This window comes from Kitasatospora sp. NPDC004531, from assembly GCF_053602195.1.
In genome coordinates this window covers 1-15683 of sequence record NZ_JBSGDD010000091.1, presented here as the reverse complement: position 1 = coordinate 15683, position 15683 = coordinate 1, and the positions used below count along the sequence as shown (strand labels likewise).

The window sequence follows — 15683 nt, the reverse complement described above, 5'->3', positions numbered from 1 at the left end:
CGCCCGGCGCGTTCACCCCCACCCGGTACGGTCGGCTCCGTGACCACTCTGCGGATCGCCACGTACAACCTGCTGCACGGCCAGCCGCTCGCCGCCGACGGCAGCCCCGCGCCCTACCCGGTGGAGCCGGGCGCCCCGCTGGCCGAGGCCGTCGCCTCGCTGGACGCCGACGTGCTCGCCCTCCAGGAGGTCGACCGGGGCCAGCCGCGCTCCGGCCGCACCGACCAGACGGCCCTCGCCGCCAAGGCGATGGGCGCCGCCGACTGGCGCTTCGCCGCCGCGCTGCACGGCACGCCCGCGCCCTCGGCCGGCTGGGTGACCGACCCGGCCGTGCCGGGCCTGCAGGTGTACGGGCCGAGCGACCCGGACGACGGCGCGAGCCGGCCCGCGTACGGCACGGCGCTGCTGACCCGGCTGCCGGTGCTGCACTGGCGGGCCCGCCGGTTCGCCCCCGCGCCGTTCGGGCTGCCGCTGCGGGTGGCCGGCCGGCGCGGGCTGACGGCGGTGCCGGACGAGCCGCGGGCCGCGCTGGCGGCGGTGCTGGCCGGGCCGGCCGGGGAGTTCACGGTGGTCGCCGCGCACCTGTCCTTCGTGCCGGGCTGGAACGTCGCGCAGCTGGCCGCGATCCGGCGCTGGATCGCCGACCTGCCGCAGCCCTACCTGGTGCTCGGCGACTTCAACCTGATCGGCGCGGTGCCGCGCACCGTGCTCGGCTCGGCCCACGCGATCCAGCGCACCGCCGCCCGGGAGCGCGTGCGCACCGCCCGCCGCACCCGCCTGCAGGGCTGGTACGACCTGGCCCGCACGCCCACCTACCCGTCGCACCGGCCGACCGTGCAGTTCGACCACATCCTGGGCATCGGCGTGCCCCGCAGCACGGTCGGCTCGGTGTCGGCGCCCCGCACCGGGGTCTCCGACCACCGGCCGCTGGTGGTGGAGATCGACGTCTAGGGCCGGCGCGCGACCGGGGCCTCGGCCTGCTGCTGGACGGGCAGCACCACCGGGTCGAACTGGAGCATCAGCATGGCCGCGTCGTCGCCGAGCTTGTGCCCGACGTGGCGGACCACGTCGTCGTGCAGGCGGTGCAGGACCTCGACCGGGCCGCTGTCGGCGAGCAGCGGCAGCCGGTCGGTGAGCGGGTAGAACGCGCCCCGGTGGTCGCGGGCCTCGATGACGCCGTCGGTGTACAGCAGGATGCGGTCGCCGGGCTGGGTGGTGAGCACCTGCAGCGGCGGGCAGACGTCGGCGGGGTCGAGCACCCCGAGCGGCGGGACGGTCTCGTCGGCGGCCAGCAGCCTGGGCGCGTCCTCGCCGCGCAGCAGGACGGGCGCGGGGTGGCCGCAGTTGGCGATCTCCAGGGAGCCGTCGGGGCGGACCCCGATCAGCACCAGGGTGACGAACTCCTCCTCCACGCCCGGATGGTCGTTCTCGTGCAGGGCGCGGTCGAGGCTGACGGCGAGCCAGCCGGCCACCCGGTCGAGCGCGGGCTCCTGGTGGGCGGCCTCGCGGAACGCGCCGAGCACGGCCGCGGCGGTCTCCACCGCGGCCAGGCCCTTGCCGCGGACGTCGCCCATCACGGCGCGCACCCCGTGCCGGGTGTTGACCACCTCGTACAGGTCGCCGCCGATCGAGGCGTGCGCGGCGGCGGCGGCGTAGCGGACGGCGGCGCGCACCGGCCCGACCCGTTCGGGCACCGGGCGGAGCAGCACCCGGCGGGCGATCTCGGCGACCAACTGGGCTTCGGCGAGGGCGAGTTCCTGGCGCAGCCGGAGGGTCGCGCTGAGGTGGCCGATGCCGGCGATCAGCACGATCGCGGCGACGGTGGCGGTGTGCACGGACTCCCCGAGCACGCCGTTGTACCAGGCCATGCCGAAGGCGCACAGCTCGGCGAGCGCGCCGGTCAGCAGCGGGTACCACGTCCGCCGGGAGACCACGGCGGCGAGGGCGGGGACGGCGGTCAGTGCGGGTTCGACGGTGACCTGGCTGTTGGTCAGCAGGTCGAGGGAGACCACCAGCGCCATGCCGATCAGCGGCAGGGCGTGCGAGGTCTTGGGCCATGTGCCGGTGACGGTGTTGGGTACCGGCCCTGGGGTGGGGCCGTGGAGGACGTCCCTGATCCATCCGGTCGCGCTCAACGTCGGTCTCTCCAGCGGAAGGTGCGGGTGCTGCTCGGCACCTGCGGGTCTGACGGGAGGTCAGGGGGTCGGGGCCCTGACGGCGGCCGGAGTACGGGAGGATGACCGGTTACCGACCCCACAATAGGCACGAAACGTGCAGGGCGCACAGGTTTCGTTTGATCTCGTGACGAGTTGGATGCTCTGAGTGACTCTTTTCTACCTATTCCCGATCAGAAGATCGCTCAACTCTTTTCGGCCGGGAAGTCCTGACGGTGTTTCGATCCGGCCGCTGCGCACGTAGCAGAACGAGGCCGTGACCTGCTCCACCGGGACGCCCGCCTGCTCGGCCCAGGCGAGCCGGTAGACGGCGAGTTGCAGCGGGTCGCCGCTGTCCTCCCGGCCGGTCTTCCAGTCGACCACCTCGTAGCGCGGTGACCCTGCGCCACGGTCGGCGTCCCGGTAGACCGCGTCGATCCGGCCGCGCACCACCCGTCCCGCCAGCACCAGTTGGAACGGCGCCTCGACCCGGTACGGGGTGCGGCCGGCGTACGGGCCGCGCAGGAAGGCCTCCTTGAGGCGTTCCAGGTCGCGTTCGTCCTCGATCTCGTCGACGTCGACGTCCAGGCCGGGCAGCGCGTCGGGGCCGAGCAGCAGCGGCTGGTCGAAGCGGGCCTGCACCCAGGCGTGGAAGCGGGTGCCGCGGCGGGCGGCGGGCGCGGGCGGGCGGGGCATCGGGCGGGCGAGTTCGGCGGCGAAGCCGTCGGGGTCGGCGGCCAGCCGCATCAGTTCGGTGGCGGACAGCGAGGCGGGCAGCTCGACCTCGCGGACGGTGCGCCGGGAGCGTTCCAACTCGCCGAGCAGCGCGGTCAGGTCGCGGTCCCAGGACGCCACCAGCCGCTGGTCCTCGACGCCCATGGCCTCGGGTTCGGCGGCGGGCGCGCCGGCCAGCCGGTGGCGGACCACCTCGGCGACCCGGCGGCGGGCGCGCTGCGCGGTCGGGTCCAGCGGCAGCGGCCAGGGGGTCTCCACGGAGACGTCCAGCGCGGGGTTCGCAGCGTCCGGAAGCGGGGCCTCGGCCCACTGCTCGACCTCGCCGTTGCCGGGCCGCTCTGCGTGCGCGCGAAGCTTCAGCAGGAAGTCGGACGGCCCGCGCCGGCGCTTCTGGGTGGGCCCCCACCAGTGGCCGGAGGCCAGCAGCAGCGAACGCGGGCGGGTGAAGGCGACGTAGCCGAGCCGCAGTTCCTCGACCCCGGCGTGCTCCGCCATCTCCTTCTTGAACAGGCCCATGCCCTTCGAGGTCCACGCCGGGTCGGCGGGCAGCGTGGCGGCGTCGCCGCGCAGCGCGTGCGGCAGCACCTTGCGGGTGGAGGTCCAGCGCTCGCGGCCCTGCCCGGACGGGAAGCCGCCCTTGACCAGGCCGGGGACGGCGACCACGTCCCACTCCAGGCCCTTGGACTTGTGCGCGGTGAGCACCTTGACGGTGTCCTCGCCGCCGGGCAGTCCGGCGTCCAGGCCGCGTTCGTACTCCTGGGCGGCGCGCAGGAAGGCCAGGAAGGCGGCCAGGCCGGGGTCGCCGTCCAGGTCGGCGAAGGAGGCGGCGATGTCCAGGAAGGAGTGCAGGGTCTCCCGGCGGCGGGCGGCCAGCGCCAGCGGGGAGGCGGAGAGTTCGACCTCCAGGCCGGTGACGGCCAGCACCCGGTGCAGGACGTCCATCAGCGGTTCGGCGAGCGCCCGGCGCAGGTCGCGGATCTCCCGCGCGAAGCGGGCGAAACGCACCCGGGCCTCCGGGGAGAACGGCAGCTCGTCGGGCTGCTCGGCGTCCACGAAGGTCTCCAGCGCGTCGGCGAGCGAGACCACCTCGGTGGGGTCGGTCTCGGCGACGGCGGCGGCCAGCGGGTCCTGGTCGCCGAGCCGGGCGGTGCGCACCAGGTCGGCGGCGCGGCGGCCGAGCAGGGCGAGGTCGCGGGGGCCGATCCGCCAGCGCGGGCCGATCAGCAGGCGGACCAGGGCGGCGTTCGCGGTCGGGTCCTGGAGGACCTCGCAGACCGCCACCAGGTCGGCGACCTCGGGCAGTTGCAGCAGCCCGCCGAGGCCGACCACCTCGACCGGGACGCGGCGGGCGACCAGCGCGGCGTGCAGGTCGGGGAAGGCGGTGCCGGCCCGGCAGAGCACGGCGATCCGGCCGGGCGCGGTGCCGGTGCGCACCAGGTGGGCGATCGAGTCGGCCAGCCAGTCCACCTCCTCGGCGTGGGTGGGCAGCAGCGCGGTGCGCACGTAGCCGTCGAGTTCGGCGCCGGGGGCGGGCCGAAGCGCCTCGACGCCCTCGTGCATGTCCCGCAGCGGAGCGGCCAGTTCGTTGGCGAAGGCGAGCAGCCGGCCGCCGCTGCGGCGGTTCTCGCTGAGCGCGAAGCGGTGCGCCGGGCTGCCATCGGCCTGCGGGAAGTGGTGCGGGAAGTCGTCCAGGTTGGCCACCGAGGCGCCGCGCCAGCCGTAGATCGCCTGGCAGGGGTCGCCGACCGCGGTGACGGGGTGCCCGGCGCTGTCGGTGCCGCCGAACAGGCCGGCCAGCATGAGGCGTTGGGCGACCGAGGTGTCCTGGTACTCGTCCAGCAGCACCACCCGGTACTGCTCGCGCAGCAGCCGGCCGACCTCGGGGCGCTGCTGGGCGAGCCGGGCGGAGGCGGCGATCTGGTCGCCGAAGTCGAGCAGTCCGAGCTTCTGCTTGCGGGCCCGGTACTCCTCGACCAGGTGCAGCAGCTCCTGCCGGCCCCGGGCGGCCTTCGGGACGGCCCGCAGGTCGTCGTTGCCGAGCTTGACGCCGGCCAGGGTGTCGAGCAACTCCTCGTCGTGGGCGCGCAGTTGCGAGGGCTCCACCAGGTGCTCGGCCAGTTCGGAGTCGAGCGCGATCAGTTCGGCGACCAGCGCGGAGAAGGTACCGGTGAGCGCCGGGTAGGGGCCGCGAGCCTGGCGCAGCACCCGGGCGGCGAGCTGGAAGCGGGTGGCGTCGGCGAGCAGCCGGACGTCGGGTTCGATGCCCAGCCGCAGGCCGTGCTCCTTGAGCAGGGTGCCGGCGAACGCGTGGTAGGTGGAGATCTGCGGGTCGCCGAGGGCGTCGTCCTCGCGCACCCCGGCCCGCAGCAGCGAGGCGCGGACGCGTTCGGCGAGCTCGCCGGCGGCCTTGTTGGTGAAGGTCAGCCCGAGCACCTGCTCGGGGCGCACAGCGCCGGACCCGACCAGCCAGACCACCCGGGCGGCCATCACGGTGGTCTTCCCGGAACCGGCACCGGCCACGATCACGCCGGGGGCCATGGGCGCGCCGATGGCCGCGAGCTGCTCGGCGTTGAACGGGATGCCGAGCAGCTCGCGGAGCTGGGCCGGGTCCCGCAACGGCTCAGTCGACGACATGCCGGCCGTCCCGCTGCGCGGAGCAGCTGCCGCGGAAGGCGCAGCGGCCGCAGCGTTCGCCCGCGGTGGGGGTGAACCGCTCGGCGAGCACCCGGCCGGCGGTGTCGGCGAGCAGGTTCTCGATCCACGGCTCGCCGGGCGGCAGTTGCTGCTGCACCTTGGGGGCCTCCGGGTCGCCCTTGGCGGGCTCCCGCAGGTGGACGAGTTCGGCGCCGCCGACCGCCGCGCCGTGTTCGAAGCCGGGCAGGTCGGCGAGCGCGCCGCCGCGCACCGCCAGCTGGTAGACGGCGAGCTGGCGGTGGTCGGGCAGCGACTTGTCGGTGGGTATCTGCTTGCCGGTCTTGAAGTCGACGACGTAGGCGCGGCCCACCGGGTCGGTCTCGACCCGGTCCATGGAGCCGCGGATGCGCACCGCGACGCCGCCGACGTCCAGCGTCAGGTCGAAGCCGTGCTCGGTGGCGACGGTGGTGCGGTCCCGTTCGAGGACGTGCCAGCGCAGGAAGCGCTCCAGGGCGGCGCGGGCCTCGGTCTTCTCCTGCTGGGACTTCCACGGCGCGTCGAAGGCGAGCGCGTCCCAGACGGTGTCCAGGCGTTCCATCAGCACGGCCAGGTCGGCGGGGGTGCGGCCGGAGCCGACCTCGTCGGCGAGGGCGTGCACCACGTTGCCGAAGCCCTGGGCGGCGGAGGCGGTCTGCCCGGCCTTGACGTCCTTCTCCAGGAACCACTGCAGCGCGCAGGACTCCAGCTGTTCGAGTCCGCTGCCGGACAGCCGCACCGGCAGTCCGGGTTCGCGCAGCGGTTCGGGGGCGGCGGTGGCGTCCAGCAGGCCCCACCACTGGTCGGGGTGGGCGGCGGGGACGAGCGGGCGGCCCTCCTCGTCGAGCGCGGCGGCGAGGGTGGCGAGGCGTTCGGCGGCGGCCCGGCGCAGCTGCGGGGAGCGGGTCTCGTCGACGGTGACGGCGCGCAGTTCGGCGACCAGCGCGGAGACCGCGAGCGGGCGGCGCGGGCGGGCGGCGACGTCGGCGACCTTGACCTGCGGGACGCGTTCCAGCACCCGGCCGGTGCGCGGGTCGAGGGTCTCGCGGTACAGCTCGCGCAGGAACCGGGAGGGTTCGTCGCCGTCCTCGGCGGGGGCCTTGACGGCGGTGACCACCAGGCGGTCCTTGGCGCGGGTGGCGGCGACGTAGAACAGCCGGCGCTCCTCGGCGAGCAGCGCGGCGGCGGACAGCGGTTCGGCGAGGCCGTCGCGGCCGATCCGGTCGGCCTCCAGCAGCGAGCCGCGGCGGCGCAGGTCCGGCCACAGGCCCTCCTGGACGCCGGCGACCACGACGAGCCGCCACTCCAGGCCCTTGGAGCGGTGCGCGGTCATCAGCCGGACGGCGTCGGGGCGGTGGGCGCGCACCCGCAGGGTGTCGGCGGCGATGTCCTGGGCCTCGACCTCGGCGAGCAGGTCGAGCGCGCCGCGGTGGCCGGAGACCCGTTCCTCGGCGCGGGCGGCGGTCTCGAACAGTGCGCACAGCGCGTCCAGGTCGCGGTCGGCGTTGCGGCCGGCCGCGCCGCCGCGCCGGGCGGCCCGTTCCAGGCGTTCGCGCCAACGGCGGGAGCCGTCCCACAGTTCCCACAGCGCGTCCTCGCCGGAGGCGCCGCCGGCCAGCAGTTCGCGGACCTTGCGCAGCAGCACGCCGAGTTCGTAGGCGCGCCGGGCGTAGGGGGCGTCCAGCAGGGCGAGCAGTTCGGGCTGCTCCAGGGCCTCGCGGACGAGTTCCTCGGCGGGGCGGACGACGCCGGGCGTGCCGTCCTCGGCCAGCGCGCGGCGTTCCTCCTCGCGCAGGGTGCGGCCGAGGCGGCGCAGGTCGGAGCCGTCGAGGGCGGCGAGCGGGCCGGTGAGCAGGGTGTGCGCGAGGTCGGCGGTGAGCGCGCCCTCGCCCTCGGCGCACACCCGCAGGGCGAGCAGCAGCGGGATGACGGCGCTCTCCTCGCGCAGCGGCAGGTCGTCGCCGTCGATCTCCAGCGGCACGCCGGCGGCGGCCAGCGCGCGGCGCACGCCGGGGATCGACCGGGAGCCGGCCCGCACCAGCACCGCCATCTGCCCCCAGGGGACGCCGTCCTCCAGGTGGGCGCGGCGCAGCAGGTCGGCGATCGAGTCGAGTTCGGCGCCGGGCGTCGGGTAGGTGTACACCTCGACGGCGCCGCCCTCGCGGGAGGGCAGCAGGGCGCGGTGCGCGGCGAGCTTGTCGGCGGGCAGCCGGCCCATCGGCATCCGGCGGGCGAGTTCCCGGGAGGCGGCCAGCAGCACCGCGCCGGAGCGCCGCGACTTCCGCAGCACCTTGACCTCGGCGGGGCGGCCGTCGGCCTGCCGGAAGGCGTCGGGGAACTCCAGGATGCCGTTGACGTCGGCGCCGCGGAACGCGTAGATCGACTGGTCGGGGTCGCCGACCGCGACCAGGTCGCGGCCGCCGCCGGCCAGCCGCCGCAGCAGCCGCACCTGCGCGGGGTCGGTGTCCTGGTACTCGTCGACGAAGACCACGTCGTAGCGGCCGCGCAGCCCGTCGGCGACGTCCTCGCGTTCGGCGAGCAGCACGGCGCGGTGGACGAGTTCGGCGTAGTCGAGGACGCCGCGCAGGTCGAGCACGTCCAGGTACTCGGCCAGGAAGTGCGCGGCGGCGGCCCAGTCGGGGCGCTGGACGCCCTCGGCGAAGCGCGCCAGCTCCGCCTCGCCGAGGCCGAGCTCGCGGCTGCGGGCGAGCACGGCGCGGACTTCGTCGGCGAAGCCGCGGGTGGTCAGGCAGGCCCGCAGGTCGAGCGGCCAGCGGATGGTGGCGGTGCCCGCCCTGGCGTCCTCGGCGCCGCCGGCCAGCAGCTCGCGGACCATCACGTCCTGCTCGGGGCCGGACAGCAGCCGCAGCGGCTCGGCGTACTCCTCGGGCGGCTGGTGGGCGCGCAGCAGGGCGTAGCAGAACGAGTGGAAGGTGGTGGCCTGCGGGGCGGTGGTGCCGATCCGGGCGGTCATCCGGTCGCGCAGTTCCATCGCGGCCTTGCGGCTGAAGGTGAGCACCAGCACCCGCTCGGGGGCGGTGCCGTCGGCGATCCGCCGGGCGACCGCCTCGACCAGGGTGGTGGTCTTGCCGGTGCCGGGCCCGGCGAGCACCAGCAGCGGCCCCGACGCGTGCTCGACCACCGCCCGCTGGAATTCGTCCAGCACGGGCGGGTCGGGCTGCGCGAGGGGGCTGCGCACCAGGCGGAACGGTGAGGTCACTGCGGTCCAGGGTCGTACGGCGGTTCAGTGGCGGGCGGCGTTCAGGGGGTGGCCCGCCGCATCGAGCCTACGATCCTGCACCCACAGACCCCTCCGGCGCACATCCCCCGGTCAGCCCGCCGCGGTCCCGTCCCAGCGCGCGGCGCGCAGGTCGACCCGGGGTTCGCCGGCCACCGTGCGCAGCGGGGTGCCCTCGGCGCGGTACTCGGGCAGCGCGCGGTGCTCGTGGCCGGGCAGCGGACGCCCGTCCGCGCGGATCACCCGCCACCACGGCACCGAGCCGCCGTACAGCGCCATCACCCGGCCGACCTGGCGGGCGCCGCCGCGGCCCAGGTACTCGGCGACGTCCCCGTAGGTCATCACCCGGCCGGGCGGGATCCGTTCGGTCAGGTCGAGCACCGCCTCCGCGTACGGCGGGATCTCGGGCACGTCCTGCGGCTCGGTCATCCGCCGCATTCTTCCCCATCCGGTCGATTTCCCGCACCCCCTGCGGGCGATGCGGCACGCGGGATGCCGCCCCTGGACCGCACCCGGCTCCCGGGCATGGCAGCATCTTCGGGGCAGTGCGACACGCGAGGAAACACGACCAGATGACCGGGACGGCTGAATTGAACGTGGACAAGGGCTCCGAGGAGTCCGCCACCGACGGTTCCGCCCCGCGGGGCCAGGACACCCCGCCGGTCGACCTGCGCCACCGGGCGCGGGACGCACACCACACGGGGGAGGACGCGGTGGCCGCTCAGCTGCCGCCGGACGACGGGTCGGACGGTCCGGGCACACCGGACCGGCCGCCGGAGCGACCGGACCAGCACACCGACCGGCCCGGGGACGGGCGGCGGCCCGAGGAGCCGGCTGCCGGGGAGCCGGCTGCCGGGGAGGAACCGGCCGGCGAGTTCCTGGCCGTCGACGAGCCGCTGCTCGCCCCGCGCGCCCACCGGCCCTCGGACCTGCTGCGCTTCCTCGCCGGCCTGCTCGGCATCGTCGCGGTGTTCGTGCTGGCGCAGGTCGCGGTCTCCACCACCAGCGGCATCGAGAACGACATCACGGTCAACGCCAAGCGCATCCCCGACCTGCTGTCCACCATCTCCGCGCTGGTCTCCTCGGTCGCGGTGCTGGCGGTGCCGCTGGCGTTCGCGGTGGAGCGGCTGATCAAACGCGACGGCCTGCGGGTCGCCGACGGCGTGCTCGCCTCGGTGCTCGCGTACGGCGTCTCGCTGGGCGTCGACTGGTGGGTGGCGGCCAGCGCCCCCGAGGAGATCCGCAACGCGCTGACGCAGTTCCCGCCGGGCCACGAGGAGACCCTCACCGACCCGGTGCACGGCTACCTCGCCCCGGTGATCGCCTACATGACGGCCGTCGGCATGTCGAGCCGGCCGCGCTGGCGGGTCGCGCTGTGGATCGTGGTGATCCTCTCCGGCGCCACCGAGCTCGTCAACGGCTACACCACCCCGCTGTCGCTGCTGCTCACCGTGCTGATCGGCTGGTCGGTGGCGTACGGCACGCTGTACGCGATCGGCTCGCCGAACATCCGGCCCACCGGGCAGCACCTGATGATCGGCCTGCGCAAGGTCGGCTTCACCCCGTCCGCCGCGCACCTCGCCCCCGACGGCCCCGGCGGCACCCGCCGCTACCTGGTCGTCCAACAGCAGGGGCCGCTGCTGGACGTCCACATCATCGACCGCGAGCAACAGGCCTCCGGCTTCTTCTACCGGGCCTGGCGGCGGCTGCGGCTGCGCTCGGTCGCGGTCCGCCGCAGCCCGCAGTCGCTGCGCCAGGCGCTCGAACAGGAGGCGCTGATCGCCTACGCGGCCGCCGCCTCCGGGGCCCGCGCCCCGCAGCTGGTCGCCACCTCCGAGCTCGGCCCGGACGCCGCGATCCTGGTCTACGAGAACGTGGCCGGCCGCACCCTGGACGAGCTCGCCGACGAGGAGGTCACCGACGCGATGATGACCTCCTTCTGGACCTCGGTCGCCACCCTGCACGAGCGCCGGATCGCGCACCGCCGCCTCACCGGCGAATCGCTGCTGGTGGTGGACGACCGCACCGGCTGCCTGATCAACCTGTCCGGCGGCGACATCGCGGCCGGCGACCTGACGCTGCGCATCGACGTCGCCCAACTGCTCACCACCTTCGCGCTGCGCACCGGCCCGGAGCGGGCGGTCGCGGCCGCCACCGAGGCGCTCGGCCCGACCCGGATCGCCGAGGCGCTGCCGCTGCTGCAGCCGGTCGGCCTGAGCCGGCAGACCCGCGGCGACCTGCAGCGGATGACCAAGGAGCGGAAGGCCGCCGCGCAGGCGCTGGCCCTCAAGCAGGTCGCGGCGGGCGAGCGCACCCAGCAGCAGGCCGAGGAGGACATCGCGCAGGCCGGCGAGGACCTGCTGTCCAAGCTGCGCGGGCAGATCCTGCAGATCGCCCCCGAGGCGCCGATGGCCCCGGCCAAGCTGGAACGGCTCAAGCCGAAGACGCTGATCATGGTGGTGGCGCTGACCTTCGCCGCCTACCTGGCGCTGACCACGATCCGGCCGGACCAGTTCAAGGTCTCGCAGATGAACTGGGCCTGGGCCGCGGCCGCGCTGGCCGCCGCGGCCGCCTCGTACGTGGCGGCCGCGATGAGCCTGACCGGTTTCGTCCCGGAACGGCTGCCGTTCGGGCGGACGGTCGCCGCGCAGGTGGCCGGCTCGTTCGTGAAGCTGGTCGCCCCGGCGGCGGTCGGCGGCATCGCGCTGAACACCCGCTACCTGCAGAAGGCCGGCATCCGGCCGGTGCAGGCGGTGGCCTCGGTCGGCGCCTCGCAGCTGGCCGGCCTGGCCGGGCACCTGCTGCTGCTGTTCTCCTTCGGCCTGATCACCGGCACCCAGACCAACGGCGACCTGGGCGCCTCCCGGGCGGTGATCATCGGCGTGCTGTCGGCCGCGGTGCTCGCCCTGGTGGTGGCCGCGGTCGCCCCGCTGCGCCGCTTCGTGGTGACCCGGGTCCGCTCGCTGTTCTTCGGCGTGATCCCGCGGATGCTCGACCTGATGCAGACCCCGCGCAAGCTGGTCACCGGCTTCGGCGGCATCGTGCTGCTGACGCTGTCCTTCACCGCCTGCCTGGACGCCTCGGTGCAGGCGTTCGACGGCGGCGGGCACGTCACCTACGCGGCCGTCGCCGTCGTCTTCCTGACCGCCAACGCGGCCGGCTCGGCCATCCCCACCCCGGGCGGCATCGGCCCGGTCGAGATCGCCCTGATCGGCGCCCTGACCGTGGCCGGCGTCCCCGCCACCGCGGCCACCCCGGCCGTGTTCCTCTACCGTCTGCTGACCTTCTGGCTCCCCGTCCTGCCCGGCTGGATCGCCTACAACGTGCTCCAGCGCAAGGGCGCGCTCTAGGCGTACGCGGCGACGATCTCGGCGAGCATCCGCTCCCAGGGCGTCGGCGCCAGGCCGAAGGTCTCGCGGGTGGCGGTGTCGTCCAGCACGAACGGGCGCTCGAACTGGTAGGCGGTCTCCCGGACGGCCCGGAGCATCGGGTCGGCCAGGCCGAACAGGGCCAGCACCGGGCGCGGGATCCGGGTGAGCCGCACCGTGGGACGCCCGGCGGCCGCGCACAGCTCGGCGATCACCTGCCGCTGGCTGCGCGGCGCGTTGCTCGGCACGTGCCAGGCCCGGCCCCAGGCGCGCTCGTCGGCGCCGACGGCGACCAGCAGCCGGGCAACGTCCGCCGGGGCCGTCCAGCTGTGCGGCGCGGACGGGTCGCCGAGGACGTACACGGCGCGGCTGGCCAGGGCCCGCGAGAAGGCCCGGCCGTCCAGCACGCCGGCGGCGTTCGGCGCCAGGTAGTCGGAGCCGCGCACCTCGGTGACCCGCACCCGCCCGGCCCGGTGCGCGGCCAGCGCCTCGCGCCACATGGCGACCCGCACCTCGCCCTTGGCGGACACCGGCCGCAGCGGCGTGTCGGGGCTCATCGGCCCGTCCACCGCGCCGTAGCCGTACAGGTTGGAGACGGTGGCCAGCACCGCGCCGCCGCGTTCGGCGGCGGCGAGCATCGAGGCGGCCAGCGGCGGCCAGACCTCGGGCCAGCGGTGGTAGGGCGGGTTGGCGCAGTTGTAGAGCACCGCGGCGCCCTCGGCGGCCGCCACGAGGGCGCCGGGGTCGGACGCGTCCAGCCGCAGGCGGGTCAGGCCCTCCAGCGGGAGGGCGGAGGAGGCGGTACGGGTGACCACCACGACCTCCTCGCCGCGCTCGGCGAGCAACAGCGCGGTGGCCGAGCCGACCGGTCCGGCACCGACCACCACATGCTTGCCCATGACACTCCCCAGCTCCTCGAACAGGTGCGCCACACCCGGTGCAGAGGTGGCGTTCCGCGCCCATGGTCACGCAAAACCGCCCGACCGGGGGAATCCCCTGGTCGGGCGGTTGACGATCGGTCGAGGAGCCGTCAGTAGACGGGCTTCTCCGGCTCGATCTGGTTGACCCAGCCGATCACGCCGCCGCCCAGGTGCACCGCGTCCGCGAAGCCCGCGGACTTGAGCACGGCCAGCACCTCGGCCGAGCGGACACCGGTCTTGCAGTGCAGCACGATCCGCTTGTCCTGGGGGAGGTCCTGCAGGGCGTTGCCCATCAGGAACTCGTTCTTCGGGATCAGGCGGGCGCCCGGGATGTTGACGATCTCGTACTCGTTGACCTCGCGGACGTCGATGATGTCGATCGCCTCGCCGTTGTCGATCCACTCCTTGAGCTGCTTGGAGGTGATCGTGGAGCCGATCGCGGCGGCCGAGGCCTCCTCCGAGACGACGCCGCAGAACGACTCGTAGTCGATCAGCTCGGTGACGGTCGGGTTCTCGCCGCAGACCGCGCAGTTCGGGTCCTTGCGGACCTTGACCGAGCGGTACTGCATCTCCAGGGCGTCGTAGATCATCAGTCGGCCGACCAGCGGCTCGCCGATGCCGGCCAGCAGCTTGATCGCCTCGTTGACCTGGATCGAGCCGATCGACGCGCACAGCACGCCGAGCACGCCGCCCTCGGCGCAGGACGGCACCATGCCCGGCGGCGGGGCCTCCGGGTAGAGGCAGCGGTAGCAGGGGCCGTGCTCGGCCCAGAAGACGCTGGCCTGGCCGTCGAAGCGGTAGATGGAGCCCCACACGTACGGCTTTCCGAGCAGCACCGCGGCGTCGTTCACCAGGTACCGGGTGGCGAAGTTGTCGGTGCCGTCGACGATCAGGTCGTAGCCGGAGAAGATCTCCATCACGTTGTCGTTGTCCAGGCGCTCCTCGTGCAGGATCACCTCGACCAGCGGGTTGATCTCCTTGACCGAGTCGCGCGCGGACTCCGCCTTGGAACGGCCGATGTCGGACTGGCCGTGGATGATCTGGCGCTGCAGGTTCGACTCGTCGACGGTGTCGAACTCGACGATGCCGAGCGTGCCGACACCGGCGGCGGCCATGTACATCAGGGCCGGCGAGCCGAGGCCGCCGGCGCCGACGCAGAGCACCTTGGCGTTCTTGAGCCGCTTCTGCCCGTCCATGCCCACATCGGGGATGATCAGGTGGCGGGAGTACCGGCGGACCTCTTCGACGGTGAGCTCGGCGGCGGGCTCGACCAGGGGTGGCAGCGACACGGGGACTCCGATGGTCGTCAGTTTCTCGTTCGACTACGCCAACAGTGTCACGTGCCGGGGGTATTCCAAGACAGCAGGTCCACTTGCTGAGATGACCGCCGCCGGATGGCGAGACTTCACCCTCTCGGCCGAACCCCCTGGTCAGGCCCTCCCCGGGCCGGTCAGACCCGGCAGGCGGTCTCCAGCCAGACGTCCCCGAGCGACTCCTCCAGCGGCACCTGCGTCCGCCATCCGAGACGGTCCCGCGCGGTCCGGACGTCCGCCTGCCGCCACTGCACCGGCTCGGCGGCGGCCCGCGCCTCGACCGCCCGGACGCCGCCCTCCTGCCCGGCCTGCTGCGCGGGCAGCACCACCTGGCGGGCGTCCTCGCTGATGGTGCCCTCGAAGCCGGACGCCCGGACCAGCAGGTGCGCCGCCTCCCGGGCCCGCACCGCGTGGCCGCTGCCGATGTTGATCACGCCGGTGGCCGCCGACACCGCCGCCGCCTGGATCGCCCGCGCCACGTCCCGGACGTCCACGAAGTCCCGGTAGCCGGACAGGTCCGGCATCCGGACCTGGGTCTCCTCCTGCTCCAGCGCCCGCCGCAGGCCCTCCGCCAGCCGCCCGAACAGCGAGGCCGTCGGCGAGCCCGGGCCGACCACGTCGAACACCCGCAGCACCAGCGCGTCCAGCCCCGAGCTCAGCACCAGCTCGGTGCCCGCCAGCTTCGACACCCCGTACGGCCCGACCGGGCGCGGCTCCGCGTTCTCCGGGATCGGCCCGCCCTGCTGGGTCGGCCCGTACTCGGCGGCCGACCCGACGTGCACCAGCCGGGCCGGCTCCCGGCTGCGGCGGATCGCCTCGCAGACCGTCGCCACCGCCAGCGTGTTCGCCCGGATCAGCGCCCGGGACGTGCCGTAGGTCGCCCCCGCGCAGTTGATCACCACCTGCGGGGCGACGGCGTCCAGGAACCGGGCCAGCGCACCCGGACTCCCCGCGGCCAGGTCGAACCTGATGTCGGCGGAATCGCTCCGGCCCAGCACGGTCACCTGGAGCCCCTCCTCCGCCAGCAGCCGGTCGGCGACCCGCCGGCCGATGAACCCGTCGGCTCCCAGCAGCAGCACCCTCATCGGGCCGAAGTCCTTCCATCAGGCCCGGCACCGGCCGGGCAGCGAGATCCGATCGTCACGTCGAAGCAGCCGTACGCCGCCGGCCGGACGCTCAGCGGCCAGGCGTACCCGGCCAGCAGGACGGCCGGGCCGAGCGCGGCGGCCAGCACCGGGCCCGGCGGCGGCGCCCCGAGCCAGTGCGCGGGGCCGGGCAGCGAGAGC

General features: G+C 74.8%; 10 protein-coding genes. 2 read left to right on the top strand and 8 right to left on the bottom strand.

All coding sequences use genetic code 11. The features are described 5' to 3' along the window. Positions 1-39: 39 nt before the first annotated feature. The gene (locus tag ACWEMJ_RS27855; protein ID WP_452139888.1) at positions 40-951 is read left to right on the top strand and encodes an endonuclease/exonuclease/phosphatase family protein; all 912 of its coding nucleotides are present in this window, start codon (positions 40-42) and stop codon (positions 949-951) included. Here ACWEMJ_RS27855 and ACWEMJ_RS27850 read toward each other — a convergent pair. The 4 genes from ACWEMJ_RS27850 to ACWEMJ_RS27835 form a co-directional block, all read right to left on the bottom strand. Beyond that, complete coding sequence (locus ACWEMJ_RS27850) at positions 948-2135, bottom strand: PP2C family protein-serine/threonine phosphatase (protein WP_452139887.1); 1188 nt, start codon at positions 2133-2135, stop codon at positions 948-950. The two genes, ACWEMJ_RS27855 and ACWEMJ_RS27850, sit on opposite strands and share 4 nt — an antisense overlap. Before the next feature lie 198 nt (positions 2136-2333). Then, on the bottom strand, positions 2334-5522 hold the full coding sequence (locus ACWEMJ_RS27845) for a UvrD-helicase domain-containing protein (protein ID WP_452139886.1): 3189 nt from the start codon (positions 5520-5522) through the stop codon (positions 2334-2336). Continuing rightward, entirely contained in the window at positions 5509-8778 is a 3270-nt protein-coding gene (locus ACWEMJ_RS27840; protein WP_452139885.1) for an ATP-dependent helicase, read from the bottom strand. The genes ACWEMJ_RS27845 and ACWEMJ_RS27840 overlap by 14 nt, the downstream gene beginning before the upstream one ends. Positions 8779-8889: 111 nt before the next feature. Continuing rightward, positions 8890-9225, bottom strand: a complete 336-nt coding sequence (locus tag ACWEMJ_RS27835; RefSeq protein ID WP_452139884.1) for an MGMT family protein — start codon at positions 9223-9225, stop codon at positions 8890-8892. A 143-nt stretch (positions 9226-9368) separates the two neighbouring features. Between ACWEMJ_RS27835 and ACWEMJ_RS27830 the strand changes: the two genes are divergently transcribed. Next, positions 9369-12146 (top strand): lysylphosphatidylglycerol synthase domain-containing protein, encoded by a 2778-nt coding sequence (locus ACWEMJ_RS27830; RefSeq protein ID WP_452139883.1) that lies wholly within the window; start codon positions 9369-9371, stop codon positions 12144-12146. Here ACWEMJ_RS27830 and ACWEMJ_RS27825 read toward each other — a convergent pair. The 4 genes from ACWEMJ_RS27825 to ACWEMJ_RS27810 all read right to left on the bottom strand — a co-directional run. Continuing rightward, on the bottom strand, positions 12143-13063 hold the full coding sequence (locus ACWEMJ_RS27825) for an NAD-dependent epimerase/dehydratase family protein (RefSeq protein ID WP_452139882.1): 921 nt from the start codon (positions 13061-13063) through the stop codon (positions 12143-12145). The two genes, ACWEMJ_RS27830 and ACWEMJ_RS27825, sit on opposite strands and share 4 nt — an antisense overlap. A gap of 131 nt (positions 13064-13194) precedes the next feature. Continuing rightward, a complete protein-coding gene (moeZ, locus tag ACWEMJ_RS27820; protein WP_452139881.1) occupies positions 13195-14373 on the bottom strand; it encodes an adenylyltransferase/sulfurtransferase MoeZ in 1179 nt (392 codons plus the stop codon). 161 nt (positions 14374-14534) lie between these two features. Continuing rightward, positions 14535-15482, bottom strand: coding sequence for an NAD-dependent epimerase/dehydratase family protein (locus ACWEMJ_RS27815; protein WP_452139880.1), 948 nt, complete (start codon positions 15480-15482; stop codon positions 14535-14537). Further along, positions 15479-15683: hypothetical protein (locus tag ACWEMJ_RS27810; RefSeq protein ID WP_452139879.1), on the bottom strand; the 205-nt coding region annotated here is incomplete at its 5' end. The genes ACWEMJ_RS27815 and ACWEMJ_RS27810, both read right to left, overlap by 4 nt.

Bases quoted from the DNA above. Each gene is read 5' to 3' on its own strand.
- ACWEMJ_RS27845 (WP_452139886.1), bottom strand. From the start codon at position 5,522: ATGTCGTCGACTGAGCCGTTGCGGGACCCGGCCCAGCTCCGCGAGCTG.
- ACWEMJ_RS27835 (WP_452139884.1), bottom strand. From the start codon at position 9,225: ATGACCGAGCCGCAGGACGTGCCCGAGATCCCGCCGTACGCGGAGGCG.
- ACWEMJ_RS27830 (WP_452139883.1), top strand. From the start codon at position 9,369: ATGACCGGGACGGCTGAATTGAACGTGGACAAGGGCTCCGAGGAGTCC.
- ACWEMJ_RS27825 (WP_452139882.1), bottom strand. From the start codon at position 13,063: ATGGGCAAGCATGTGGTGGTCGGTGCCGGACCGGTCGGCTCGGCCACC.
- ACWEMJ_RS27815 (WP_452139880.1), bottom strand. From the start codon at position 15,482: ATGAGGGTGCTGCTGCTGGGAGCCGACGGGTTCATCGGCCGGCGGGTC.